Below are 25,749 nucleotides of genomic sequence, written 5' to 3'. Positions count from 1 at the left end.
TTACTCCCTACTTTTTTCTATATCTGTTGTTTCATTTCCTAGCTTTGATTCATTTGTAACACCCTCGTCAATCGTATCTTCTACTTCTCCTACTTTTGAAGCGTCGAGCTTTACTTCGATGCCATCTACGGCATTAACAAAATATTTTTCTTCTTCATTATCGGAAGTTTGCACTCGAACTTCCCATGTCGGAACAAATACTTGCTTTTGAGTAAGGGGAACTAATGTAGAATATCCTAACCTCATTTCTGTAATAGTAGAATTAGCATTTATAAGACCTTGAGCGTAAAGGGTATAGATTGCTTGTATTGGTTTTAAAATTTTCTTTTCTTCATCATAAGCTTCTATTGTTTCTAATAAAGTTTGTTCATACATGATGACTTCATTATTTTCATTCCAATAAACCGTAACTAATCCACTCTCATTATAGATCGTTCGATTATTAACTTGTTGATAGAAGGTAGCCTTGTTATTCTCATAATCTATATCCCATAACCTATAGGAAGATCCTTCGTAAACATTCAATTTTAAAAAATCATTAAAAGCAACTTCATTTTCTAAATTTGAAATTTTAACTGGCTCTTTTAATGTTACTACGAGCTTGTTTTTATCTTCAAACGAAATGTTTTCAGCATTTTGAATATCAACATTATCTTCTTCAAAATCTTTTACTTTACCCGAAATATAACTAGCACTTTCAATGTTATTAGGCAATACCCTATATGTTATATTATCATCTTTTAGACGGGCTTCAATATCGTTCTCTACTAATCCTCCTAATGCTTCCATTTGTTGTTTTTCCGCATGTCGGTTTAAGTAAAGGGAATATAATAAGACATCTAAAATAAGAAATACGACGATGAATATAGATTTTGATTTACTCCAATCCATATTCAGCCCCTCCCATTGTTTCCGTCGTTAAACGTGTCCAACTACCATCTTTGTTGATTGTAAACCAACTAGGTATAAGCGTATAGACAAAGTTATAGTTTTTCTCTTCCTGTGATAAATAGTAACCTAAAACAATTTCATTAATATCTTCTATACTTGGAAGTGCTTCTGCTACTTCCACTCCAGAAGGTAATTGTTGATTCGATATATCAAATGGCGTATCCAGTATAAAAGAAGGTCTTTTATACTGGAATATTTGATTATCTCCCCAAGTAGTTACAATTCGAGTGGAAGTTACTTGACTAAATACAGGAAGATCGTGGGCGAACAGCTGGTACTCTGTTACATGCTTTAGAACATTGCTATAAACATATCGGTAGTCCCCTGTTAAACCTCCATGGTCATTAACAAAATCAAAACTATTTTGGAATAAAACAGATGGTTTCATTTCACCAATACTTTCTGAAGCCGGATAAACGAAATTAATCGTTCTTGTGCTAGCATCAGAAGTCATAGCAGCCATACCGTCCGTATATTTAGTTGATGTGTTACTTTCTATATTTTTTTGAACAATGTTCGAGTCTTTAAATAATATATTTTTAAATTTATCAGGAGACACTTGATTGATAGAATAAGTAAATTTCGGTATTTCTACTTTTTCCGTTGGTACGTATAAAGAGAAATTATTCGTTCTTTCTATTTCCGAATATGGCTCCGTATAATTCACTACTTCCATAAAAGTATTCTCGAAATTATTCTTACTTAGTGCCACATCAGTTCTATAAAGCGTACGGTTTTCTTCACTTATAAATAAAAATTGAATTGAATTCGTTTGACTAAATTCACTCCAATCTATTATTAAATGACTGAAAGTAGTTTCAGGTAAATCATTTTGAGAAAACTCTAAAACGGAAAGAAATGTTTCCATTGGCACTTCATAAGAGAAGAAAAGGGTCATACGATTATCCGTATGAATTGCCGAATTAATCTCCTCTTCAGACAAATTACTTTGCATGAAAATTAAATTCGATGCACTTAAATCAGTCAACGTATTCATGATCCGATCGATTTGAGTAGACTGGATAGTACCGAGTAATTTCCCGTTATCATGAGCTAAAATACGATAAGGTTTAAGTACTTCATGAAGCTCCTTTTGTTGGCCTACAGTAATTGGCTCAACTTGTGAGTCTTTAATGGGTTGATAGTCTGGTGTATACGTCCAAATGGAAAAGGTTAATATGAGACTTAAAATGACTAGGAGGAACAAGACAAATGATTTAATTTGTTCTATATGTTTCACTCCCAATCACCCTCCTCATCTAATTCAAATGGCAACGTGAAGAAAATCGTCGTACCTACGCCTTCCTCACTTTCTGCCCAAATTTTACCCCCATGGGCTTCAATCATTTCCTTGGCAATAGCTAATCCTAAACCAGTTCCCCCCATTGCACGGGATCGGGCCCGGTCTACTCGATAGAATCGTTCGAAAATTTTCGTTACATTTTCTTTCGGAATCCCCATACCATCATCCGAGATCATCACTTTTAACATATTTTCTTGGACGGTAAATCCGAATCGAATATTTCCACCATCTGGTGAATATTTCAATGCATTCGAAATAATATTATCAATTACTTGAGTTAATTTATCTGTGTCAATTTCAACAAAATAGGACGTTTCAGGAATGTAACGAAGGAACTTTACATTTTGGGATTTTGACATTTCAAAACGATCAATAATTCGATTGAAGAACTTATTAAATTCCACAAATTCTTTATTTAGTTTATAATCACGGCTATCCATTTTGGATAGATTTAGCAGATCATTTACTAAACGAATCATTCGTTCTGTTTCAGTTTGGGTTACGTTTAAGAAAGTAGGAGCAATATTTTCATCTCTCCATGCACCGTCAGCAAGTGCCTCTAAATAGCTTCGCATTGTCGTTAATGGCGTACGCAACTCGTGGGAAACGTTCGCAACAAACTCTCTTCGTTCCATTTCAATTTTCTCTTGCTCTGTATTATCATGGATAACTGTAATTAATCCGTTCACAAAGCCCGTTTCTTTTTGTATAACGGAGAAATTTGCTCTAAGAATAAATGGTTTTTCTTCCGTACTATAATCTAAATTAATCGATTCCTTCATATGAATTAAATCTTCAAAGCTATATTCTTGGTCGAGACCAAGTACAGAAGCAATAGGACGATTTAAAGTTGTTTCACGTGTAACATTTAAAAATTTTAAGGCTGGTTCATTAATTAAAATAACCTTTCCTTTTCGATCTGTTGCAATAACACCATCCGTCATATTCGTTAAAACGGAGGCTAACTTTCTTCGCTCAGCTTCTGTTGTCGATTGGGCTTCTTGCAATCGATTCGTTAAATGGTTAAAGGCAATGGCAAGTTGCCCAATTTCATCGTCCCCATAGACACGAACTTTTCTTGAGTAATTTCCTCTAGACATGGCTAAAGCTTGTCTACGCATATCTAAAATTGGTTTCGTAATCGTTTTTGCGAAGAAAATACCTAATATGACAGTAATTACAAGGGACATGGCTGTACCGACAGCAAAAATTCGATTAATATCACTCATTTGTTCAAATACTTTTTCAATATTTGATTCAATATAAATGGCACCCATCACTTCGCCATCGGGACCAATTGTATTTAATATAGGAGTTGCTAAAACCCAAACCCTTTTTCTTGTCTCTTCATCAAGGGCAATTTCATCTAAATATGTCTCAGCAGAAATTGATTTTGTTACTGTATCCGCATTAAAGCGTTGCCCAACAATCGATTGATTATCAGCATCCGAAGTAGCAAGTACTTTATTACGATTGTCCATAATGATAATTTCGTTAATATCATTCGTTTTAAACTCTTGTAATATGGCATTGAGACTTTGTTCCTTTGTTAAAGTTGTATCATCCCGTTCCCTTAACAACTCTTCACGGATGCTGTATTGAACTAAATCAATTCTTTGTTTAATAGATTCTTGAAAATTCGTTTTCAAATTATCTTCCAATTCTGTTGAAAAATAAATTCCTATAATTTGTAATGCAATAATAATAAGTAATACGTAGATTAAAACGACTTTTACGTGAATCGACTTAAAAAAGCTTACTTTGTGCATCGTATTTACTCCTGCTCAGGATTTCGTAAATAATAACCTACACCACGTCGTGTGACGATCCAGTTTGGATGACTAGGGTTATCCTCTATCTTTTCACGTAAGCGACGTATTGTAACGTCAACAGTTCGAACATCTCCAAAATAATCATATCCCCATACAGTTTGAAGTAAATGTTCCCGTGTCATAACTTGACCGATATGTTTTGCTAAATAATGTAACAGTTCAAATTCACGATGGGTTAATTCGATTGCTTCTCCTCGTTTTAATACAAGGTAAGCATCTGGTTGGATAATTAAAGCACCGACAGTAATATCATTCGTTTCTTCTTTTGATTCCTCTACTTGAGAAGATACTTTTAAACGACGCATATTTGCTTTAACACGGGCAATTAATTCACGCGTACTAAAAGGTTTTGTTACATAATCGTCAGCACCCATTTCCAGACCTAACACTTTATCAATTTCAGAACCTTTTGCTGTTAACATAATAATGGGGAAATCATATTTTTTACGTACTTCTCGACAAACTTCCATTCCATCTCTTTTCGGAAGCATAATATCCAGTAACATTAAATCTGGTTGAGATTCTTCTATTTTCTCTAACGCCTCATCGCCATCGTAGGCGCAAATTACTTGGTATCCTTCTTTAACTAAATTAAATTGCAAAATATCCGCAATCGGTTTTTCATCATCAACAACTAAAATTGTCTTGGTCATTTCATTCTCTCCTTTTCATATATCTATCTATCGTTTTAGTAAATTAAGTTCAAATTTATATTGCATTTATCATCATAAAATTCCTACTAGTCATTACAAAATTAAAATGAAGGAATCGTTATAAGCCCACTTCATATTAACCACTAGCCTTATGAAAGGTTTCACAACTAGTATAGGTTTTCGGTTTTCTTGTACAGTTTTCCCCGAATAATAAAAATTCAACTTTATATTATTTACTCTATCATGCATTCGTATCAAATGCATAAAGTTATTATACCAAATAAACTGTCATAACGAGTATTAGAAGTATAATTGCGATAAGAAGATATTCTTTAACTTTTAACATCTTTATTTTCCGGGAAATAATTTTCGACAAAATTTGCCTACTGTTTTTAAAAAAAAGACAGTCCTTATAAAGAGGACTGTCTAAAAATAAATGTTAGTTTAAATAATCAAGTGGGTTAACTAGAGATCCATTTTTGTGTACTTCAAAGTGTAAATGAGTACCTGTTGATCTACCTGTTGAACCCATAATTCCAATTACAGAACCTTGGGGAACAACTTGTCCTTCACTTACTTTAATTTCAGATAAGTGTGCATATATTGTTTCATAACCATTATTATGGTCAATGACAACTTTTTGACCGTACGTTCCATCCCAACCAGTAAATGTTACGACACCGTTATCCGATGCAAGGATATTATAGTTTGATGGTCGTGCAATATCGATTCCTCTATGGTAACTTCCCCAACGAGATCCCATCTTACTTGAAATATACCCACCTACTGCTGGCCATTTAAATTCACCTGTACCACGAGAAGAAACAACCTTTGTTCCTTTTATCGTAATACTATCAACAGGTTCAGATAAAACGGTTTCTTTCGTAACGGTTTCCTCCGTTACTTTTCCATTAAGGTGTTTGATTTGATAAGAAACTTCCTTCTCACCATTTTTTCCTTCTTGTTTTACTTCTGTTTCACCTTTAAACATGGATTTGTCTTCTTCAACGACTTCTTTAAACGGAATCTTTTCCACATTTAATTTTTCAATGGTAATTTGCACATTTACTAACGGCTTTTCAACAGTTACGTTAATTCCCTGTCCGATTTGTAATAATACATCCTCTGTTAGACCTGGGTTTAACTCTAGTAATTGAGCCGTTGTTAAATTATGCTTGTTAGCAATCGTACCGAGTACGTCACCTTCTTGAACTTTATATACTTCTTTTTCTTTTGAACCAGTTTTTAAATATTCAACTGCTTTTTCAGGAGTTAAAATTTCTGCTGGGTTTACTTCCGTTGCTTCGCCAGAAAGATCTTCTGCTATCGTAATTTCTTTTACCCGTGTTTCATTTTGTTTTAATGCGGGTAATGTATCAAGAGCAGCATTTGCTTCATATTGTTTTAATTGCTCTTCTGTAATATATTCAAGTTTTAATAAGCGAAGAGTTTCTTCATAATCTGCTTGGTCTTTTAAATAAACAACTGGTTGGCCATTTACTTTAAGAGCATAACTCTCTGCTTCAACAATTTGTTCTTCGTTTAGTTTTGATAGAGTAGTAGAATCTTCCGTATCATATGAAAATACTTGTTCAGGTACTAGCGTAACATTAGAACTTATTTCTAAAACAGGATCTTTATAAAGTTCTTTTGCTTCTTGTTTCTTTGTTTCGATCACTTTTTGTACGGATTCTTCATTAGAAACTGCACCAATATATGTATCTCCTACATAAACGTGATAGATTTTTTTCAATGAATCATTATCATTAGCGAAAGCTATATTGAATGAAACGGCTGAAAATAACGCAGTAGCTACCACAACTTTTTTAAATAATTTATTTTTACTAGATTTAAGACTTAGTCTGTGTTGCTTTGTAAAGTCTCTTTTGATGTTCTTATTCGAACTCATAATTAAGCCCCTTCCAAAGACTCCCTCGAAAAAATAGGAGGGTTAATTTTCCACATTAAAATTTTGCACTTCCTTACGATAACATAATCTTTTTTTCGTTTGAACAATTTGAGCCTTTTGTAATGAAAATGTATTATTTGCTCAATTATTGTCATAAAATGAGAAAATTTAACTAATTTAAAAAATAATCATAATAGAATAATTGCATTTTCGTTATTTTTTCTCGAAAAATAATGGATTTTTCTATCTATTATCACTTTTTTCTGTAAACAAGAGACATTTTCCCTTAACCTACCCTAATGTAATTGATAGACAATTTCGAAGTTAATCTACTTATTTCGACATTTAATACTAGTCCATTTATAAAAAACATAGGCAAATATCCTCTTTTGTGTGAAGGTATTTTGTAACAAAAAAAGAACTATGAATGACATACAGCCATTCATAGTTCTTTTTAATTTTTCTATTTAGTCCCAAATAGGATTTACGACATTCGTTTGTTCACGAGCAGGTCCAACTGAAAACGTCATTAAGTTAATTCCTGTTAACTCCACAATACGTTCTACATATTTACGAGCGTTTTCTGGAAGTTCCTCTAACGTACGAACACCTGTAATATCTTCTGTCCAACCTGGAAGTTCTTCATAAACCGGTTCACAAGCTTCAATGACATGTAAACTTGCAGGATACTCAGTAATCACTTCACCGTTATATTTATAAGCAGTACAAATTTTTACCGTTTCTAATCCTGTTAATACATCGATAGAGTTTAATGCTAGATCCGTAATACCACTTACACGACGAGAATGGCGTACTACAACCGAGTCGAACCAACCTACACGGCGAGGTCGGCCAGTAGTTGTACCATATTCACGTCCAACTTCACGGATATGATGTCCCACTTCATCAAATAATTCAGTTGGGAATGGTCCGTCACCTACACGGGAAGTGTACGCTTTACTTACACCAACAACGCGAGAGATATGAGAAGGGCCAATACCAGTACCAGTCGTTACTCCCCCTGCAACAGGATTGGAAGACGTAACAAATGGATATGTTCCATGGTCAACGTCTAACATAACGCCTTGGGCACCTTCAAATAAAATACGGCCACCTTCATCGATTACGTCGTTTAAAACTTTTGAAGTATCTGTTACGTATTTCGCGATTTCTTGTCCGTAGCCATAATACTCTTCGAAAATTTCCTCGAATTTTAAACCTTCCACTTCGTAAAATTTTTCGAACAGACGGTTTTTTAATTCCAAGTTTTCTCTTAGTTTTTGTTCAAAAACTTCACGATCTAGTAAATCCGCGATACGGATCCCAATGCGGGCAATTTTGTCTTGATAACAAGGTCCAATCCCTTTACAAGTCGTTCCGATTTTGTTGTCACCACGAGACGCTTCATCCACTTTATCTTGATAAATGTGGTATGGAAGAATCACTTGAGCACGATTTGAAATACGTAAGTTTGATGTATCAATTCCGCGCTCTTCTAAACCTTTTAATTCAGTTACTAAAGATTTAGGGTTAATAACCATCCCGTTACCCATAACTGAAGTTTTTTCTTTATAAAAAATACCTGATGGAATTAAATGTAATTTATAAGTTTCATCGCCAATTTTGATTGTATGACCTGCGTTATCTCCACCCGAAAAACGAGCAATAATATCTGCTTTCTTAGATAGGAAGTCAGTAATTTTCCCTTTACCTTCATCTCCCCATTGAGTCCCTACAACTACAACTGATGTCATAACCAGCACCTCCGCTAGACGCGAGTGCGTCTTTTCTCCTCTTAACGTGGTTTATAAATATTTTACCCACTATTAAAAATTTCATTTTATCAAACAGAACCATTGTAACAGTGACAACTAGTAGAAGTCAATGGAGAATAAGAAAAAACACGAACAAATAGTAAATTAAATTTACTAATTGTTCGTGTTCTGAAATAGATTGATAGATTTTTGATTAAGCATTAACAGGCATAGGATGTTGGGACCAGTCAATGTTAATAAATTTATTAAACTCTTTTTTAAATGCAAGGGTAACAGTACCGGTAGGACCATTACGTTGTTTTGCAATAATAATTTCAATCATATTTTTGTTTTCGGATTCTTTATCATAATAATCATCACGATACAAGAATGCCACGATATCGGCATCTTGCTCAATACTTCCTGATTCACGAATATCACTCATCATTGGGCGTTTATCTTGACGTTGTTCAACACCACGTGATAACTGAGATAGGGCAATTACAGGAACTTTTAATTCACGAGCAAGAGCTTTTAATGAACGAGATATTTCGGAAACTTCTTGTTGACGGTTTTCGCCACTTCGGCCGCTCCCTTGGATTAATTGTAAGTAATCAATTAAGATCATTCCTAATCCATGTTCTTGAGCAAGTCGACGACATTTTGCACGGATTTCATTAATACGTAAACCAGGTGTATCATCAATATAAATACCAGAGTTCGATAAACTACCCATAGCCATCGTTAATTTGCTCCAGTCATCTGCAGTAAGAGCACCGGTACGTAAAGTTTGTGCATCAATATTTCCTTCTGCACAAAGCAAACGCATCACAAGCTGTTCGGCACCCATCTCCAGTGAGAAGATAGCTACGTTCTCACGGGCTTTGATGGCAACATTTTGAGCAATATTTAATGCAAAGGCTGTTTTACCAACGGATGGACGTGCAGCTACGATAATTAAATCATTTCGTTGGAATCCAGCTGTCATACGGTCTAAATCATTAAAGCCGGTAGGAATACCCGTTACATCTCCGTCACGGAATTGTAGCTGTTCGATATTGTCATAGGTTTGAACAAGCACGTCTTTTACATGCTTAAAGTCACCTGCATTTTTACGATTGGCTACTTCCATAACTTTCTTTTCAGCATCTGCTAAAAGGGCCTCTACTTCATCTTCCCGTGTATAACCATCTTCTACGATTTTTGTAGCAACACGAATTAATCGACGTAAGAGCGCCTTTTCTTCTACAATTTTTGCATAGTAGGCAATGTTTGCAGCAGTTGGAACGGCGTTAGCAAGCTCTGTTAAGTAAGAGAGCCCACCTACATCTTCCAGTTCCTTTTTTACTGAAAGTTCTTCTGTAACTGTAACAACATCTATCGCTTTTCCTTGATCACTTAAATCCAACATCGTTTGGAAGATTTTTTTATGGGCAATACGATAAAAATCATCCGGAATTAAAATTTCCGATGCGGTAATTAAGCTTTGTGGTTCAAGAAATATCGCACCGATAACCGATTGTTCAGCTTCATGGTTATGCGGTGGAACGCGGTCCAAAACGGAATCGTTCATAGACATCTCTCCTTATGCCTCTTCAACCACGTGCACTTTTAATGTTGCTTTTACTTCGTGATGTAGTTTAACTGGTACATTTGTATAACCTAATGAACGAATTCCTTCGCTCTCCATTTTACGTTTATCAATTTTAATACCGTGCGTTTTTTGAAGTGCTTCCGCAATTTGTTTTGTTGAAATGGAACCAAAAAGTCTTCCGCCTTCTCCAGCTTTTGCTTTAATTTCAACTTCCATTTTTTCTAGTTGTTCTTTTAAATTTTTTGCCGCTTCTAATTCAGCTGCAGCATTTTTTTCTTCTAGTTTCTTTTGTCCTTCCAATTGGCTCATTGCTTGTTTAGTCGCTTCTACAGCATAGCCATTTTTAATTAAGAAGTTGTGTGCATATCCATCTGCAACGTTTTTTACTTCCCCTTTTTTCCCTTTACCTTTAACGTCTTTTAGAAATACTACTTTCATTCTTCATTACTCCCTTCCAATGTCTCTATAATTGCATTCCTTAATAGCATGACTGCTTCATCGATCGTTTCTGCATCAATTTGACAAGCGGCATTTGTTAAATGACCGCCACCGCCGAGGTTTTCCATCACTAGCTGAACGTTAATATCGCCTAGCGAGCGCGCGCTAATGCCAATTAAACCATCTGAACGATGGGCAATAACAAAGGATGCCGATACATCTTTCATTGTTAATAAAATATCTGCCGTTTGCGCAATTAAAACCGAATCGTATTGTTTATTTCTTTCTCCGCATGCTACTGCAACACCTGGATGTATAAATTCTACTGTCTGTATAATTTTTGAACGTTCAATATACGTATCGATATCTTCTTTCAATAATTGTTGAACAAGAATCGTGTCTGCACCATATGTTCTTAAATAAGATGCTGCTTCAAAGGTACGAGCTCCTGTACGTAATGTGAAACTTTTTGTATCAACAATAATTCCTGACAAAAGGGAAGTAGCTTCAAGTTTTGTCAGTTTTTCGTCTTCAGGTTGGTACTCTAATAACTCGGTTACTAATTCAGCTGTAGAGGAAGCATATGGTTCCATATATACTAACGTTGGATTTTGAATAAATTCTTCCCCTCGTCTATGGTGATCGATGACAACAACTTTTTCCGAGTTATTTAATAAACGATCATCAATAACGAGACTCGGTTTATGAGTATCTACAACAATGACTAACGATTTCTCTGTCATGGTAGAAAGGGCTTCATCCGGTGTGATGAAATACTTATATAAATCAGAGTTTTCCTCGATTTCATCCATCAAACGGCTAACGCTCCCATTAAGCTCATCGAAATCAAGTACGACAAAACCATCTACTTTATTTTTTTGAGCCATTTTTCGAACACCGATTGCCGCTCCGATTGCATCCATATCAGGATTTTTATGTCCCATCACGAACACTTGATCACTTTCAATGATTAAGTCTTGTAACGCATGGGATATTACGCGTGCCCGCACTCTAGTTCGTTTCTCTACGGGGTTTGTTTTTCCGCCGTAAAATTTAAGTTTTCCGTTAGGATGTTTAATAGCAACTTGGTCACCACCACGACCTAACACTAAATCTAAACTGGATTGAGCTAATTCTCCAAGTTTAATAAGGGACGAGGAGCCAGCTCCAACCCCGATACTTAACGTAAGAGATAAGTTTTTCTGTGCTGTCTTTTCGCGAATGTCATCTAAAATAGAGAACTTTTTCTTCTCTAATTCACTTAAAATCGATTCATTTAAAACAGCTAAAAAACGGTCCGATGATATACGTCTTGCAAATATACCGTGTTCAAAAGCCCAATCATTAATAATCGATGTGACAACCGTATTCGTTAAACTACGTGATTGGTCATCCATTCCTTGCGTTATTTCATCATAATTATCTATAAAAAGAATCGCGATTACTGTGCGATCTGCATAATATTGAGATTGGATCTCTAATTGCTCTGTGACGTCAAAGAAATAGAGCAGTCTTTCTTCTTGTTTATAAACCACTTTATATTTCCGATCATCAATCGTTACTGTCTGTTCCCGTTTTTCATCTGATTTTGTAAGATTATATAAATCATCGGAGAGAACAAACATTTCTTCTCCTATTAATGTACCATCATCTACAATTTCAGACATATAGGGGTTCGCCCATTCAATGATAAACTTTTCGTTCACAAGCAATATCCCTATTGGCATTTCAAGTAAGGCTTCTGAACCTACTTTTTTCATTCGGAACGACAGAGACTCTATATGCTTTTCTGTATGCTCAAAGGTAATTTTTTCAAATCGCCACGCATATATTAACCCGATGGTTGAGACTAGTGCATAGGCTATCCCTGCCCAAACATGCCAAAAGAGCAATAGAATAGAACCTAATAAGCCAATCATCGTTAGATACATAAGAGGATGTCGAATAATTCGCTTCCTATAAGTATCCATTTTACCAGCTCCCTACTTCTGAATCTTACCTTTGAAGAATGACCGAATGTCAAAACCTAAATCAACAATTCCTATTAAAACAAAGAATGAATAAAAGGGAATTGCCATTATCGTAACCAGCACTTTTAAAAAGCTCGGAGAACCGTATGCATCCAAGCAAAAGTGTACAAATGAAATACCTTGTAACGTTAATAGTAGCCATAAAACTACTGAAAAATTTAAACAAATCACAAAAAGTGCTGTACCTGCTTCTGGGGAGATAAATAAATTAATCGTTAGTACGATTAAGTAATACCATAATACAGCCTTTGGCAAACGCATATTTTTAAATGCACTAAATTTCGGTACATTTACCCCAAATCGTTTTAACAACGGTAAATTAGTCGTTATGACAATAAAGGCTAAAAGAAAGACAGCTATTGTAATCGAAGCAGGGATGGTTGTTTCCATCGTATCAAACAAGACATTCATCAGTTCAGCATTCATTGCTGATTGTTGTCCAGTTAAACTTTCTGATAACGTCATTGCTTGAGAATAACTTTCCCGCATAAGTTTCAATGACTCTTTAATAATGTCTGTTTCGAGCAACTTTAATGAAATAAGATATTCTATAGCTAAAGTAATTAAAATTGTTACCCCAGTGGACATCAATAAAAATACTTTACTTTTCTTTAAGCGTAGCGCATCACCCATTACAACACCTATAGCTGCAAAGATGAAAGAGAACGGTAAAATAATTAATCCTCCAAAAAAGAAGGAAATAATACATCCTAATACCGCTACTAAAATGGAAGAGCTTCGATTATATTTTGCACTATACCAAGCTATCGGAAGTGGTGCAAATAGACTGGCAATGAGGCTAATCATGGGTACGTAAAAGGCTATTGCAATTAATATTGTAAATAGCGCGATCATCATTGCTCCATGTGCGAGCCTTTTAGTTTGATTATTCGGCATTTATAACCTTCCTTTTATGAAATCAAATAATCCTGTTCATTCGTATATTGTATCATCTTTTTAGCTATTGGACAAAAATGCAGAAAGACGTTAAAAGTCTTAATATACTAAATTATTCAATAGGCGTCTAACAATTGCCAAATTCATCATATTAATAAAAATTACATATATTCATTACAAAAAAAGTCGACAAAACCAAATTACGATTTTGTCGACTTTTTTGATTATCATCCATTCTTACCTTTGTAAGAATTAAATTTAATCTTATTTATCTTCAGCTACGAATGGAAGTAGTGCCATAATACGAGCACGTTTAATAGCTGATGTTAATTTACGTTGGTATTTTGCACTTGTACCAGTTACGCGACGTGGAAGAATTTTACCACGTTCAGAAATGAACTTTTTAAGTAGATCTACATCTTTGTAGTCGATGTGCGTAATATTGTTAGAAGTGAAGTAACAAACTTTACGGCGTTTGCGGCCTCCGCGACGTTGTGCCATTTCGATGTTCCTCCTTTTTTAGTTTTTTGTCTCTATTAGAACGGTAAATCGTCTTCAGAAACTTCAATTGGACCTTTGCTCGACGCAAATGGGTCCTCATCTACACGTGTATAGTTTTGCTGATTCCCAGAAGGTTGAGCTTGTGGGTATGAAGCAAATGGATCTTGCTCCGCGCTTCCAAATTGTTGGTTTGGTTGGCTTGTACTATATGCAGGTTGGTTCCCTCCATATTGTGGTCGCCCTCCGTACTGTTGATTTGGCATACCAGCTCCACCACCAGTGTTTCGCGGTTCTAAAAATTGTACCGAATCCGCTACAACATCTGTTGTGTAAACACGTTTTCCATCTTGACCTTCGAAGCTACCTGTTTGAATACGACCTTCAACACCAATCAAACTTCCTTTTTTCATGAAGTTTGCTAAGTTTTCGGCCTGTTTTCGCCAAGCAATACATCCGATAAAGTCTGCTTCACGTTCACCTTGTTGGTTCGAAAATGTTCTATTTACAGCGATTGTAAAACGAGTCATTGGAACGCCACTCGGTGTGTAGCGAAGCTCTGGATCTTTCGTTAGTCTTCCAACTAATACGACACGGTTTATCACAATTTCAACCTCCTTTTCAGCATTTTAGTTAAAGTTAAATGTTAAAATTATTCTTCTTCACGAACAGCCATGTGACGAATAATGTCTTCGCTAATGTTCGCTAAACGAGTGAACTCGTTAATAGCTTCTGAACCAGCGTTCGCTTTTACGATTTGGTAGTAACCTTCACGGAAGTCGTTGATTTCATAAGCTAAGCGGCGTTTGCCCCACTCTTTAGACTCGATGATTTCAGCGCCATTTGAAGTTAAAACTTCGTTGAAGCGTTCTACTAATGCTTTTTTCGCTTCGTCTTCAATGTTCGGACGAACGATGTACATTATTTCATACTTTTTCATTATTTTGCACCTCCTTATGGACTTGGGCTCTCCTTTATGAAGAGAGCAAGGAGTAAGTATTATATACTCACATCTGAGAATTGTACCACACTTCAAGTGTTCATGCAACAAATATAAATACTTCCAAATTAAGATTTGAACCATTTATAATGGTAGCTAGAGAGGAGAGGTGACATGTCTGAACCAAAAATAATCGAGCTTGATATGAAAGCGATAACGAAAATGAATTTATGGTTAACGTTCCTTTTGTGTGTTGTATTTTTCATTGGAAATAGTTATATTCATCAACAATTTGAATTTACTTTTACCTTTTTTGACTTTTTTCTTTTTATAATTTACTACATTGCCCTTATTGTCCTTCATGAAATTTTTCATTTGATAGGATTTATGATTTTTGGGAAAGTACCATTTAAACAGCTAGATTATGGTGTTAATTTAAAACTTGGCATCGCCTATGCTACAACGTCTGTTCCTTTGAAAAATAATGCAATGAAAAAAGCGTTATTGTTACCTTTTTGGACAACAGGTGTCATTCCTACACTAATCGGTTTTTACTTTAACTCTTCTATGTTTGTTCTACTAGGAGCTATACTCATAGCTGGGGCAGTAGGTGATTTTTATATGTATAAGGAATTACGTAACTTCCCAAAGGATGCTTTAATAAAAGATGATCCAAAACTTCCAAGACTTTATGTATATAAAGATTAATTAGAGGTGAACTATGTCAAATAATATAAAAATCGTTTCATTAAATGAACAAAAAATTATGAAACATACAATCATTTTAACGGTTATTCTAAGTATTTTATTTGTAGTTTTAAATTATGTAATACATAAAGACTTTTCTCCGAGCATACTAGGTTTTATCCTTGGAGTAGTAATCTATCTTGTCGTTTCTCTACTTTTAGTTGTCATCAATGAAATTCTAAATCTATTAGGCTATCGATATCGTTGTAAAGTTGCACCTGAGTCATTATCTTTATCGATTCATCCTGAGAAAGGATTAGTTTATTCAAAAACAACAGAAAAAATTAAAAATGCCCAGTACCAGTCGATATTTCTAACTTCCTTCTCTTTTACTGGGATTATTCCATTGGCTATTGGATTTGCAATTGGGAGCTATCCACTATTACTTGCCAGTGCTTCTTTTATAGCAGGAGGATTAGCTAATTTTGTTGGTATTTATAAATTACGACATTTCCCAGATGATGCATTAGTAAAAGATGAACCTGATCAATTTAGTGTTTATGTTTATTTAGAAGACGAAAAACAGGAGTCCTAATTTGGACTCCTGTTTTCTATTGAAACTCTAATGTGATTATACGTTAAAACGGAATAGCATAACATCGCCATCTTGTACGACGTAATCTTTACCTTCTAAACGTACTTTTCCAGCTTCTTTTGCCGCTGCCATTGAACCAGCTGCCACTAAATCCTCGTAAGCTACTGTTTCCGCACGAATAAATCCGCGCTCAAAGTCTGAATGGATGATACCTGCACATTGTGGAGCTTTCATTCCTTTACGGAAAGTCCATGCACGTACTTCTTGCACTCCTGCAGTAAAGTATGTTGCTAACCCTAATAAATCATAGGAAGCACGAATTAATTGATCTAAACCAGACTCTTCAATTCCTAATTCTTCTAGGAACATCGCCTTTTCTTCATCATCCAACTCTGAAATTTCTTCTTCGATCTTAGCACAAATGGTAATAACTTGCGCCCCTTCAGCGTTTGCAAACTCACGTACTTGTTGCACGTATTGGTTATTTGCTGCATCTGCTACTTCATCTTCTGATACATTGGCTACATAAAGCATTGGTTTAATCGTTAAAAGGTGAAGTCCTTTTATAATTTTTAATTCATCGTCCGTTAAATCAACAGAACGTGCTGGTTTTTCCTTTTCTAACGCTTCTTTAATTTTAGTTAAAACGGGTTCTTCAATTAAAGCTTCCTTATCTTTTTGCTTCGCCATTTTACTAACCCGTTGTAGACGTTTTTCTACCGATTCCATATCAGCTAAAATTAATTCTAAATTAATGACTTCAATGTCATCAATCGGATTTACTGATCCAGAAACGTGTGTAATATTTTCATCTTCAAAACAACGGACAACTTGGCAAATTGCATCTACTTCACGGATGTGGGATAAAAACTTATTTCCTAACCCTTCTCCTTTGGATGCTCCTTTTACAATTCCTGCAATGTCCGTAAATTCAAATGCAGTCGGAACGGTTTTTTTCGGTTCTACTAGCTCCGTTAATTTATCTAAACGGGCATCAGGCACTTCTACTACTCCTACGTTTGGATCGATAGTTGCGAATGGATAGTTTGCTGCTAAAGCACCCGCTTTTGTAATTGCGTTAAATAATGTAGATTTCCCTACGTTCGGTAAACCTACGATACCAGCTGTTAAAGACATTCGGTTGACACGACCTTTCTTATATCAATTATTTCAATTTACTGTTCTTCGTTTTTGAAACCAAAGTTTATTATATGGATAAGTAGTGAAAAAGTCTATTTCGCTAAAAATTACTCTTCACTTGCTTTCTCTAATATTTTTTTCATTTTCTTGCTAAAGTCACGGCGAGGAATCATTACACTATGGCCACAACCTTGGCATTTGATTCGTATATCTGCCCCCATACGAATGACTTTCCATGCATTTGTTCCGCATGGATGTTGCTTCTTCATTTCTACAATATCATGCAGTCCAAATTCTTTTGTCTCCATTATTCCTCATCTCCTTCTGACGACTCTTTATACCAACGATCATAAAGCATCATTTTCGGATATGCCATTGGAATTCCATTTTTCTCTAAAATTTCTTTTACATCCCGGCGAATGACACGGGCAATTGTATAGTGTTGTAAAGGCTTAGTTTCTGCAATAATACGAATCGTCACTTCCGTACCTACCACATTTTGAACACCTAAAAATGATGGAACATCCACTAATTCTTCAAATTTTGAAGGCAACGTTTCTAAATAAGCTGTTAATAATTTTTCTACTTTCTCTATATCTGCATCTATAGCAACTTGCATATCAATAATCGCTTTCGAATTATTTACAGAGTAGTTAACAACATCTAAAATTTGACCGTTAGGGATGATAAATAGCTCACCCGTAATACCTAAAATTTTCGTTGTTCTTAACCCTATCTCGGTTACTGTACCTTCTGAATTGTTTAATCGGATATAATCTCCTACACCAAACTGATCTTCAAGAATAATGAAGAACCCTGTAATAATATCCTTTACTAAACTTTGAGCGCCAAAACCAATGGCTAAGCCTGCAATCCCTGCCCCAGCCAGTAACCCCCCAATATTAATGTTAACTGCTGATAAAATTGCTATCATTGCCGAGAAATACACTAAATAAGACAATGTACTATGCAATAATTTTATAATCGTTTGTTGACGTCTTTCAGTCTGGTTAATCGGTGTTTTCAGTTTTAAAGTAAAAATACGCGTTATAATTTTTTTTCCTATAAAAATGACTATATAAGATATTACAAGAATCATGACAATTTTTATAGAGGCATGAATAATAAACTCCCACAATTCATCACTCGTAAAATAATCCCAAGTTTTTTCCGCCATTTTAGCTAACCCTTTTGCTTCTTTTTCAATTGCATCTGCAGCCATTTTTCCACTCCTTGTATAACTAACTAAAAATTTGAATATACTTCAATACAATATAGGAAAATTTCTACCATTAAGGTAAATGATTATTAATTCAAAAGAAAGCGAGAATTGCTTATGCAAAAAATGCTAAATGATCCGTTAAAATCATTCGTCCATCATGAACAAACTGGTGCACTATGGCAATTAAGTGACTTATTTTTAAATTATATCCCATTCGATCAAGAACAAATAATTTTTTGTTGTATCGGTACAGACCGGTCAACTGGGGATGCTTTAGGTCCATTAACTGGTAGTTTTCTATCCAGTTTTCATTCATTTCCCTTTGAAGTCATTGGCACCTTGGAAAATCCGTTACATGCAATCAATTTAGCATCAACAATGGAAGAAATAAAACAAAAACCCTCAACACCATTCATTGTGGCAATTGATGCTTGTTTAGGTAACGAACAAAACATTGGCCATATTATCGTCCATGAAGGGCCGTTATTTCCGGGGAAAGCAGTAAAGAAAGAATTACCTCCAATTGGAGACATCTCGATTAAAGGGATCGTTAATGTTGGAGGATTTATGGAAATGCTCGTTTTACAAAATACTCGATTAAATACTACGTATGCAATGAGCAATAAAATTGCACGTGCAATATTGCTTGCATATCAGCGTCATCTATTGAAAAAGAAACATGACCGTAACGACCAAGCCGACTATAACGATTCCCGGCAGCAAATTGGCTACTCGAACCTTCGTTAGACCAGCTATATTTAATCCGATTGCCATAATCATTACACCGCCAGTTGCTGTCATTTCTTGAATAAACAGGTTTAACGCTGCTTCTGGTATATACTCACTTATAAATTTCGCAAATAATGTAATGATACCTTCATAAAAAAGGACAGGGATTGCAGAGATTAATACCCCTATCCCTAGGGTAGAAGATAATACAATTGCAGTAAAGCCATCAATAATCCCTTTCGTTATAAGGACCGAATGATCATTTCTTATCCCACTATCTAATGCACCTAATATACCCATTGATCCAATGATAAAAATCAACGTAGCATTTACAAATCCTTCGGCAATCCCTTTTTCTGATGATTTATTGCCGATTTTATTTTCCTTCCATTTTCCTAAATGGAATAGCTTTTTATCTAAATCAATCCATTCTCCGATGACGGCACCAATGACAAGACTAATAATCACGATGATAAAATTACTCGTTTTAAATCCCATTTGGATTCCTAATAACGTAACCGCTAAGCCTATACCCATTAAAACAGTGCTTTTCATATTATCAGAAATGTTTTTAAAAAATCGGCCGATAATTGAGCCGACTACTATTAATAGTACATTGATGAATGTCCCTAGAAGTACCATTGACTAACCTCTTCTCAGAAAAAAGAGCGCCGGAAATTTGGCGCTCACAACTTTTCCTATTCCTGTTCTAGTTGTAAAATTTCTAAAATACGCTCTAAATCATCTTCAGAATAAAATTCAATTTCGATTTTCCCTTTATTCTTTGATTTTCTAATTTGTACATTCGTTCCAAAATATTCTCGTAACTGAGTTTCCGTTGCTTGAACGAAAATATCCTTTTTCTTAGGCTTTTCTGTTTCACGTGAAACTTCTTCATTAAGTTGTTTAATATAAACTTCTAATTGACGTACATTTAAAGCTTGTTTAATAACTTTGTTTGCCACTTCAGGAATTCTTCTTTTATTTTTTAAACCGAGTAATGTCCGTCCGTGTCCCATTGATAATTGACCGTTATTTACTAACTCTCTTACCTCTTCTGGTAATTGCAATAAGCGTAAATGGTTCGTAATGTATGGTCGACTTTTCCCTAAACGTTTCGCAAGTTCTTCTTGAGTAAAGTTTAGTTTTTTAATTAAACTTTCGTATGCCTCAGCCTCTTCAATAGGTGTTAAGTCTTCCCGTTGAAGATTTTCTAAAATGGCTAGTTCCATCATTTGTTCTTCCGTAAGGTCTTTTACGATGGCTGGAATTTCCTCTAAGTTAGCTAATTTCGCAGCACGGAAGCGTCTTTCACCGACAACAATTTCATATTTTTTTCCCTTTTTCCGAACAACAATCGGTTGAATTATCCCATGTTCACTAATCGATTGAGCTAATTCTTCAATAGCTTCATCATCAAATAGTTTACGAGGTTGAAAAGGGTTAACGACAAGTTTCTGTAATGCGATCTTTTCAATTTGCTCTTCGTTTGGTTGTAAATGTTCTAATGTTTCAGTAGGAAATAACGCACCAATTCCTTTTCCTAATCCTCTAGCCATTTTTAATCACTTCCCTTGCTAACTCTAAATAGACTTCAGCACCTCTTGATTTTGAATCGTAAATAATTATCGGTTCTCCATGGCTTGGTGCCTCACTTAAACGAACGTTTCGGGGAATAATTGTTTTATACACTTTATCTTGGAAGTATTTCTTTACTTCTTCGATAACTTGTATACCTAAATTTGTACGAGCATCTAACATCGTTAAAAGAACACCATCAATATATAACTGTTGATTTAAATGTTTTTGAACGAGACGTACTGTTGATAGTAATTGACTCAACCCTTCTAGGGCGTAATATTCACATTGAACCGGAATAATAACGGCATCAGATGCGGTTAAAGCATTAATTGTCAACAAACCTAATGAAGGTGGACAATCGATAATAATATAATCGTATTGCTCTTTTACATTTTGTAAGGCATGTTTTAATCTTACCTCACGAGAAATAGTTGAAACGAGTTCAATTTCAGCCCCTGCAAGGGAAATAGTTGCTGGAACGACATATAAATTTTCAACTTTTGATTGTTGGACGACGTTAACGACTTCTTCATCATCGATTAATACATCATAGATACAGCTTTGAATTTCACCTTTATTTATACCAACTCCACTTGTAGCATTACCTTGTGGATCAATGTCTATTAAAAGTACCTTTTTCCCTAAATAAGCAAGACAAGCGCTCAAATTTACAGATGTTGTAGTTTTTCCTACACCACCCTTTTGGTTCGTAATGGCAATAATTCTTCCCAAGCCTTTTGCACCTGCTTTCATCAATCAATTTATTAAAAAATCAACTACACTTAAGCGTCCTCAAACGCATGAAATTAAAATAAGATAAATAGGTATTTCTATTTTATCAAATTTATATAATAGATGTATGACATTCTAAAAACATATTGTATAAATTTTATAGAAAAAGGGGCATCTCAAAAATGAGATACCTCCTTTAATGTTAAATATGAAGTAATGACATATCACTATAACCTAAATTGGGAAGCCAAAAAATGATCTATTGAAATACTTGAAACTTATTTTTTCTTTGGTATTTTCACAGTAATTTGGTAGTAATCTTCTGTATCTTCCTCTTCCGTTTTCACATTAATACCACTTTTCGTTACCATCGAAAGAGATTGTTTAATCGTATTTAAGGCAATTCGAATATCTTTACTTATCGCTTTTCGTTTCGGTTTTTCTTTTTTTACTTCTTCTTTTGGTTGACTAAGTTGCTGAATATATTCTTCTAATTGGCGTACATTCCAATCATTTTCTTTTATCAAAGTAACTAATTCAGATTGCAATTCTTCTTCTTTAATGGAGATCATAGCCCGGGCATGTCTTTCCGTTATCTCTCTCTTTAAAATTGCTTCTTGTACAAATTGGGGTAGTTTTAATAAACGTAATTTATTAGCGACCGTTGATTGACCTTTCCCTAAACGTTGAGCAAGTGCTTCTTGAGTTAGTGAATGAAGTTCGAGCAATTGCTGATAAGCTAATGCTTCTTCAATTGCTGTTAGTTCTTCTCGTTGAAGATTCTCAATTAAAGCAATAGAAGCGGTTTCTTTATCACTTAAATTACGAACAATTGCAGGTACTTCAGTCCAATTTAGTTTTTTCATTGCTCGGTAACGACGTTCACCCGCAATAATTTCATAGCGATCGTCTTCATAACTTCGTACAACGATCGGTTGAATTACACCGTGGGTATGGATTGTTCTTGATAATTCTTCAATTTTTTCTTCATCAAAAACCGTACGAGGTTGGAACCGATTTGGAATAATCTTATCAATTGGGATTTTTACTACTTCTTCTGCAGCCTTATTCTTATCATCTTGTGCTACTACTTGTTCTACTTCATTTTTTTCTTCAGAAACAGTTTTTTCGCCGCCTCCGAAAAAACGTGAAAAAGGACTTTTCATTCAATAGGCACCACCTTTTAGAAACTATCTTGCTCGATACTCATTATAAATATTATTTATTATTATTTATAAAATGTACAGAGTCTGATAGATGTAAAAATCTATTAAATTAACATAAATATAAAATATGTATGCTTCAAGATGCAAAATTATATCTAAAAATTTGTGACAAATAAAAGTTTTCTAATAAAAGAAAGAAAAAAACACATACAAAATCTATTATTATCCATAAAGACTAGATGTTTCATGTGGAACATTTGTTAAATTAATAGAAACACAACTCTTTTATTCTACTAAAAATTTTCATACTTATAAAATTAAATTGCCTATTAGCCGCTTATACATAACTTCCAATAGATCGCGGCTAATAAAACAAATTTTTTATACGATTGGTGTTTTATTTGGAACGCCCGGTTTACGAGGGTATTTTTTAGGTGTCTGCTTCACTTTATCAAACACATATAAAGTCCGTTCACTCTCTTCAATCGGTAAAGTATAGGCAAATTCTTCTTTTAAAGATCCACCCAATGTAGTAATTGCCTTTTTCGCATCTTTCAGCTCTTCAGGTCCTGCCGCAGCCTTTAATGCAACAAAATAACCTCCCTGTTTAACAAGCGGGAAGCAAAGTTCGGATAATACAGCTAGTCTCGCTACAGCACGAGCTGTTACGACCTCAAACTTTTCACGGTATGATGCATTTTGTCCAAATTCTTCAGCACGAGCATGCACGAACTCCACATGATCTAATTGTAATTGTTCACTTAAATGATTTAAAAATGTAATACGTTTATTTAAAGAATCAACAATTGTTACATGTAAATGAGGGAAACATATTTTGATTGGTAAGCTTGGAAAGCCCGCACCTGCACCTACATCACAAACAGATTGTACTTTCGTAAAATCAAAGTAAAAACTTGCACTAATGGAATCATAGAAATGCTTTAAATAGACGCCTTCAACATCTGTGATTGCCGTTAAATTCATTTTTTCATTCCACTCAACGAGTAGTTCAAAATATTTTTTAAACTGAGCGATTTGTTGATCACTAAGTTCAATCCCCTTATTTTTTAATGCTTCAATAAATTGTTGTTCGTTCATATGGATCTCCTTTATTTGAGAATGGATGCTTATTTACAAAAGAAGGAGCGTCCGAGAAAAGTTGGTACTCGAACGCTCATTGAACAATTATTCGTTACTTACTCGCGCAATCTTCCCTTGTTCAATATAAACAAGCAAAATTGAAATATCTGCAGGATTAACACCTGAAATACGAGAAGCTTGTGCAATTGATAATGGACGTACTTCTTTTAATTTTTCCCGTGCTTCTGTAGCTAAACTAGAAATATCATCATAATCAATATCTTCTGGTATTTTTTTACCTTCCATTTTATGGAGTTTTTCAACTTGATTTAACGCTTTTTGAATATATCCTTCATATTTCAATTGAACTTCAATTTGTTCTTTTACTTCTTCACTTAATTCAAGACCAGATGGAGTTAATGAAGCGACTAAATCGTATGTCATTTCCGTTCGTTTCACTAAATCCGAAGCCCGAATCCCATCTTTTAATTCTGTTCCACCAACAGAGCGGATGACAGCTTGTGTTGTTTCATTTGGTTTAATAATAACTTCACGAAGGCGAGCAATCTCTGTTTCGATTTGTTCTTTTTTCTTCGTAAATTTCGCAAAACGTTCTTCTGAAATTAAGCCTAATTTATATCCAAGTTCAGTTAAACGTAAATCCGCATTATCATGACGAAGTAATAAACGATATTCTGCTCGAGATGTTAATAAACGATACGGTTCATTTGTTCCTTTTGTTACTAAATCATCAATTAAAACACCGATGTAAGCATCTGAACGTTTTAAAATAACTTCTTCTTTTCCTAAAACTTTAGCAGCGGCATTAATACCTGCCATTAACCCTTGACCAGCAGCTTCTTCATATCCACTAGTACCGTTAATTTGACCAGCTGTATAAAGATTTTTAATGCGTTTTGTTTCTAATGTTGGCCATAATTGCGTTGGTACAATCGCATCGTATTCAATTGCATAACCAGCACGCATCATTTCTGCTTTTTCTAACCCAGGAATTGTTTGTAACATTTTCCGTTGAATATGTTCTGGTAAACTTGTTGACAAACCTTGTACGTAAACTTCTTGAGTATCACGGCCCTCTGGTTCTAAAAAGAGTTGATGACGCGGTTTATCGTTAAAGCGAACAATTTTCGTTTCAATTGATGGGCAATAACGTGGTCCTGTACCTGTAATCGCACCAGTATACATTGGTGCTTTGTCAAGGTTATCATTAATAATTTGATGTGTTTCAGGACTTGTATACGTTAACCAACAAGGAATTTGATCCATGATGAATTCAGTTGTTTCAAAACTAAATGCACGTGGCACATCATCCCCAGGTTGAATTTCGGTTTTACTATAATCAATCGTTTTACTGTCTACACGTGGTGGTGTACCCGTTTTAAAACGAACCATTTCAAAGCCAAGGTCGCGCAAATTATCCGCTAATTTTATGGATGGTTGTTGATTGTTTGGCCCACTTGAATATTTTAAGTCCCCAATAATAATTTCACCGCGCAAATACGTACCTGTTGTGACAATAACTGCTTTTGCTCGGTAAATTCCACCTGTCTGTGTAATGACACCGCGAACGACACCATCTTCAACGATTAATTCATCAACAATTGATTGATGAATTGTTAAATTTTCTTCTTCCTCTAATAAACGTTTCATTTCACGTTGGTAAAGAACTTTATCTGCTTGTGCACGTAAAGCACGAACTGCAGGTCCTTTCCCAGTATTTAGCATACGCATTTGGATATGAGTTTTATCAATTACTTTCCCCATCACACCGCCTAATGCGTCTATTTCACGCACAACGATTCCTTTTGCTGGTCCACCAACAGATGGATTACATGGCATAAAGGCAATCATGTCTAAATTAATTGTCACCATAAGTGTTTTCGCACCCATTTTTGCTGCAGCATATGCTGATTCTACACCAGCATGACCTGCACCGATGACAATGACATCATATTGCCCAGCTTCATATGTTGTTGTCATGCCGTCTCTCCCTTTCT

The 25,749-nt window shown here is 35.0% G+C and carries 25 protein-coding genes; 3 read left to right on the top strand and 22 right to left on the bottom strand.

Translation table 11 applies throughout. From position 1 onward, the window contains the following. The 13 genes from EC501_RS09615 to rpsF all read right to left on the bottom strand — a co-directional run bounded on the left by EC501_RS09615 (position 1) and on the right by rpsF (position 14,799). Positions 1-891: a two-component system regulatory protein YycI gene (locus EC501_RS09615; RefSeq protein WP_122972072.1), complete on the bottom strand. Its 891-nt coding sequence runs from the start codon at positions 889-891 to the stop codon at positions 1-3. Then, complete coding sequence (locus EC501_RS09610; protein ID WP_158599698.1) at positions 878-2,191, bottom strand: YycH family regulatory protein; 1,314 nt, start codon at positions 2,189-2,191, stop codon at positions 878-880. The genes EC501_RS09615 and EC501_RS09610 overlap by 14 nt, the downstream gene beginning before the upstream one ends. Continuing rightward, positions 2,188-4,023, bottom strand: a complete 1,836-nt coding sequence (gene walK / locus EC501_RS09605; RefSeq protein WP_122972070.1) for a cell wall metabolism sensor histidine kinase WalK — start codon at positions 4,021-4,023, stop codon at positions 2,188-2,190. Before walK ends, EC501_RS09610 begins: the two co-directional genes overlap by 4 nt. Positions 4,024-4,028: 5 nt before the next feature. After that, positions 4,029-4,739 carry a response regulator YycF gene (yycF, locus tag EC501_RS09600; RefSeq protein ID WP_122972069.1) on the bottom strand — a complete coding sequence of 237 codons (711 nt, stop codon included), beginning with the start codon at positions 4,737-4,739 and terminating at the stop codon, positions 4,029-4,031. Between the two features lie 439 nt (positions 4,740-5,178). Then, the gene (locus EC501_RS09595) at positions 5,179-6,648 is read right to left on the bottom strand and encodes a M23 family metallopeptidase (RefSeq protein ID WP_122972068.1); all 1,470 of its coding nucleotides are present in this window, start codon (positions 6,646-6,648) and stop codon (positions 5,179-5,181) included. A 467-nt stretch (positions 6,649-7,115) separates the two neighbouring features. Next, positions 7,116-8,402: an adenylosuccinate synthase gene (locus tag EC501_RS09590; RefSeq protein WP_122972067.1), complete on the bottom strand. Its 1,287-nt coding sequence runs from the start codon at positions 8,400-8,402 to the stop codon at positions 7,116-7,118. A gap of 214 nt (positions 8,403-8,616) precedes the next feature. Next, on the bottom strand, positions 8,617-9,975 hold the full coding sequence (dnaB, locus tag EC501_RS09585) for a replicative DNA helicase (RefSeq protein ID WP_122972066.1): 1,359 nt from the start codon (positions 9,973-9,975) through the stop codon (positions 8,617-8,619). A 12-nt stretch (positions 9,976-9,987) separates the two neighbouring features. Continuing rightward, positions 9,988-10,434, bottom strand: a complete 447-nt coding sequence (rplI, locus tag EC501_RS09580) for a 50S ribosomal protein L9 (protein WP_122972065.1) — start codon at positions 10,432-10,434, stop codon at positions 9,988-9,990. Beyond that, positions 10,431-12,404: a DHH family phosphoesterase gene (locus EC501_RS09575; protein WP_122972064.1), complete on the bottom strand. Its 1,974-nt coding sequence runs from the start codon at positions 12,402-12,404 to the stop codon at positions 10,431-10,433. The genes rplI and EC501_RS09575 overlap by 4 nt, the downstream gene beginning before the upstream one ends. A gap of 12 nt (positions 12,405-12,416) precedes the next feature. Continuing rightward, positions 12,417-13,361 carry a YybS family protein gene (locus EC501_RS09570; RefSeq protein WP_122972063.1) on the bottom strand — a complete coding sequence of 315 codons (945 nt, stop codon included), beginning with the start codon at positions 13,359-13,361 and terminating at the stop codon, positions 12,417-12,419. Positions 13,362-13,625: 264 nt separating this feature from the next. Next, the gene (rpsR, locus tag EC501_RS09565) at positions 13,626-13,862 is read right to left on the bottom strand and encodes a 30S ribosomal protein S18 (protein WP_122972062.1); all 237 of its coding nucleotides are present in this window, start codon (positions 13,860-13,862) and stop codon (positions 13,626-13,628) included. A gap of 35 nt (positions 13,863-13,897) precedes the next feature. Next, the gene (ssb, locus tag EC501_RS09560; RefSeq protein WP_122972061.1) at positions 13,898-14,464 is read right to left on the bottom strand and encodes a single-stranded DNA-binding protein; all 567 of its coding nucleotides are present in this window, start codon (positions 14,462-14,464) and stop codon (positions 13,898-13,900) included. A gap of 47 nt (positions 14,465-14,511) precedes the next feature. Continuing rightward, positions 14,512-14,799 carry a 30S ribosomal protein S6 gene (gene rpsF, locus EC501_RS09555; protein ID WP_122972060.1) on the bottom strand — a complete coding sequence of 96 codons (288 nt, stop codon included), beginning with the start codon at positions 14,797-14,799 and terminating at the stop codon, positions 14,512-14,514. 174 nt (positions 14,800-14,973) lie between these two features. On the opposite strand from rpsF, the gene EC501_RS09550 reads away from it, so the two are divergent. Together EC501_RS09550 and EC501_RS09545 are read left to right on the top strand one after the other, a co-directional pair. Next, the gene (locus tag EC501_RS09550) at positions 14,974-15,507 is read left to right on the top strand and encodes a DUF3267 domain-containing protein (RefSeq protein ID WP_122972059.1); all 534 of its coding nucleotides are present in this window, start codon (positions 14,974-14,976) and stop codon (positions 15,505-15,507) included. A 13-nt stretch (positions 15,508-15,520) separates the two neighbouring features. Then, a complete protein-coding gene (locus EC501_RS09545) occupies positions 15,521-16,081 on the top strand; it encodes a metalloprotease family protein (RefSeq protein ID WP_122972058.1) in 561 nt (186 codons plus the stop codon). 36 nt (positions 16,082-16,117) lie between these two features. Here EC501_RS09545 and ychF read toward each other — a convergent pair whose 3' ends face one another. The 3 genes from ychF to EC501_RS09530 all read right to left on the bottom strand — a co-directional run bounded on the left by ychF (position 16,118) and on the right by EC501_RS09530 (position 18,443). Beyond that, the gene (gene ychF / locus EC501_RS09540; protein ID WP_122972057.1) at positions 16,118-17,218 is read right to left on the bottom strand and encodes a redox-regulated ATPase YchF; all 1,101 of its coding nucleotides are present in this window, start codon (positions 17,216-17,218) and stop codon (positions 16,118-16,120) included. A gap of 110 nt (positions 17,219-17,328) precedes the next feature. Next, complete coding sequence (locus EC501_RS09535) at positions 17,329-17,529, bottom strand: DUF951 domain-containing protein (RefSeq protein ID WP_122972056.1); 201 nt, start codon at positions 17,527-17,529, stop codon at positions 17,329-17,331. After that, entirely contained in the window at positions 17,529-18,443 is a 915-nt protein-coding gene (locus tag EC501_RS09530; protein WP_122972055.1) for a mechanosensitive ion channel family protein, read from the bottom strand. Before EC501_RS09530 ends, EC501_RS09535 begins: the two co-directional genes overlap by 1 nt. 114 nt (positions 18,444-18,557) lie before the next feature. Between EC501_RS09530 and yyaC the strand changes: the two genes are divergently transcribed. Beyond that, the gene (yyaC, locus tag EC501_RS09525; RefSeq protein ID WP_122972054.1) at positions 18,558-19,190 is read left to right on the top strand and encodes a spore protease YyaC; all 633 of its coding nucleotides are present in this window, start codon (positions 18,558-18,560) and stop codon (positions 19,188-19,190) included. Here the strand turns inward: yyaC and EC501_RS09520 are convergent. From EC501_RS09520 to mnmG, 6 genes are all read right to left on the bottom strand, one after another. Further along, positions 19,107-19,814: a DUF554 domain-containing protein gene (locus EC501_RS09520; protein ID WP_122972053.1), complete on the bottom strand. Its 708-nt coding sequence runs from the start codon at positions 19,812-19,814 to the stop codon at positions 19,107-19,109. The genes yyaC and EC501_RS09520 overlap by 84 nt on opposite strands. 56 nt (positions 19,815-19,870) lie before the next feature. Continuing rightward, on the bottom strand, positions 19,871-20,731 hold the full coding sequence (locus EC501_RS09515) for a ParB/RepB/Spo0J family partition protein (RefSeq protein WP_122972052.1): 861 nt from the start codon (positions 20,729-20,731) through the stop codon (positions 19,871-19,873). Beyond that, positions 20,724-21,485 carry a ParA family protein gene (locus EC501_RS09510; RefSeq protein WP_122972099.1) on the bottom strand — a complete coding sequence of 254 codons (762 nt, stop codon included), beginning with the start codon at positions 21,483-21,485 and terminating at the stop codon, positions 20,724-20,726. The genes EC501_RS09515 and EC501_RS09510 overlap by 8 nt, the downstream gene beginning before the upstream one ends. Before the next feature lie 278 nt (positions 21,486-21,763). Then, positions 21,764-22,651 (bottom strand): nucleoid occlusion protein, encoded by an 888-nt coding sequence (noc, locus tag EC501_RS09505; protein ID WP_122972051.1) that lies wholly within the window; start codon positions 22,649-22,651, stop codon positions 21,764-21,766. A 381-nt stretch (positions 22,652-23,032) separates the two neighbouring features. Then, complete coding sequence (gene rsmG, locus EC501_RS09500) at positions 23,033-23,749, bottom strand: 16S rRNA (guanine(527)-N(7))-methyltransferase RsmG (RefSeq protein ID WP_122972050.1); 717 nt, start codon at positions 23,747-23,749, stop codon at positions 23,033-23,035. Positions 23,750-23,836: 87 nt separating this feature from the next. Next, the gene (mnmG, locus tag EC501_RS09495) at positions 23,837-25,732 is read right to left on the bottom strand and encodes a tRNA uridine-5-carboxymethylaminomethyl(34) synthesis enzyme MnmG (protein ID WP_122972049.1); all 1,896 of its coding nucleotides are present in this window, start codon (positions 25,730-25,732) and stop codon (positions 23,837-23,839) included. Positions 25,733-25,749 lie beyond the last annotated feature (17 nt).

Source organism: Lysinibacillus halotolerans, from assembly GCF_003711845.1.
Lineage (GTDB): Bacteria > Bacillota > Bacilli > Bacillales_A > Planococcaceae > Ureibacillus > Ureibacillus halotolerans.
Note: the sequence above shows the minus strand (reverse complement) of the source record. Positions and strands in the feature narration are given on the sequence as shown.

Bases quoted from the DNA above. Each gene is read 5' to 3' on its own strand.
- EC501_RS09615 (WP_122972072.1), bottom strand. From the start codon at position 891: ATGGATTGGAGTAAATCAAAATCTATATTCATCGTCGTATTTCTTATT.
- walK (WP_122972070.1), bottom strand. From the start codon at position 4,023: ATGCACAAAGTAAGCTTTTTTAAGTCGATTCACGTAAAAGTCGTTTTA.
- yycF (WP_122972069.1), bottom strand. From the start codon at position 4,739: ATGACCAAGACAATTTTAGTTGTTGATGATGAAAAACCGATTGCGGAT.
- EC501_RS09595 (WP_122972068.1), bottom strand. From the start codon at position 6,648: ATGAGTTCGAATAAGAACATCAAAAGAGACTTTACAAAGCAACACAGA.
- EC501_RS09590 (WP_122972067.1), bottom strand. From the start codon at position 8,402: ATGACATCAGTTGTAGTTGTAGGGACTCAATGGGGAGATGAAGGTAAA.
- dnaB (WP_122972066.1), bottom strand. From the start codon at position 9,975: ATGAACGATTCCGTTTTGGACCGCGTTCCACCGCATAACCATGAAGCT.
- rplI (WP_122972065.1), bottom strand. From the start codon at position 10,434: ATGAAAGTAGTATTTCTAAAAGACGTTAAAGGTAAAGGGAAAAAAGGG.
- EC501_RS09575 (WP_122972064.1), bottom strand. From the start codon at position 12,404: ATGGATACTTATAGGAAGCGAATTATTCGACATCCTCTTATGTATCTA.
- EC501_RS09570 (WP_122972063.1), bottom strand. From the start codon at position 13,361: ATGCCGAATAATCAAACTAAAAGGCTCGCACATGGAGCAATGATGATC.
- rpsR (WP_122972062.1), bottom strand. From the start codon at position 13,862: ATGGCACAACGTCGCGGAGGCCGCAAACGCCGTAAAGTTTGTTACTTC.
- rpsF (WP_122972060.1), bottom strand. From the start codon at position 14,799: ATGAAAAAGTATGAAATAATGTACATCGTTCGTCCGAACATTGAAGAC.
- EC501_RS09550 (WP_122972059.1), top strand. From the start codon at position 14,974: ATGTCTGAACCAAAAATAATCGAGCTTGATATGAAAGCGATAACGAAA.
- EC501_RS09545 (WP_122972058.1), top strand. From the start codon at position 15,521: ATGTCAAATAATATAAAAATCGTTTCATTAAATGAACAAAAAATTATG.
- ychF (WP_122972057.1), bottom strand. From the start codon at position 17,218: ATGTCTTTAACAGCTGGTATCGTAGGTTTACCGAACGTAGGGAAATCT.
- EC501_RS09535 (WP_122972056.1), bottom strand. From the start codon at position 17,529: ATGGAGACAAAAGAATTTGGACTGCATGATATTGTAGAAATGAAGAAG.
- EC501_RS09530 (WP_122972055.1), bottom strand. From the start codon at position 18,443: ATGGCTGCAGATGCAATTGAAAAAGAAGCAAAAGGGTTAGCTAAAATG.
- yyaC (WP_122972054.1), top strand. From the start codon at position 18,558: ATGCAAAAAATGCTAAATGATCCGTTAAAATCATTCGTCCATCATGAA.
- EC501_RS09520 (WP_122972053.1), bottom strand. From the start codon at position 19,814: ATGGTACTTCTAGGGACATTCATCAATGTACTATTAATAGTAGTCGGC.
- EC501_RS09515 (WP_122972052.1), bottom strand. From the start codon at position 20,731: ATGGCTAGAGGATTAGGAAAAGGAATTGGTGCGTTATTTCCTACTGAA.
- noc (WP_122972051.1), bottom strand. From the start codon at position 22,651: ATGAAAAGTCCTTTTTCACGTTTTTTCGGAGGCGGCGAAAAAACTGTT.
- rsmG (WP_122972050.1), bottom strand. From the start codon at position 23,749: ATGAACGAACAACAATTTATTGAAGCATTAAAAAATAAGGGGATTGAA.
- mnmG (WP_122972049.1), bottom strand. From the start codon at position 25,732: ATGACAACAACATATGAAGCTGGGCAATATGATGTCATTGTCATCGGT.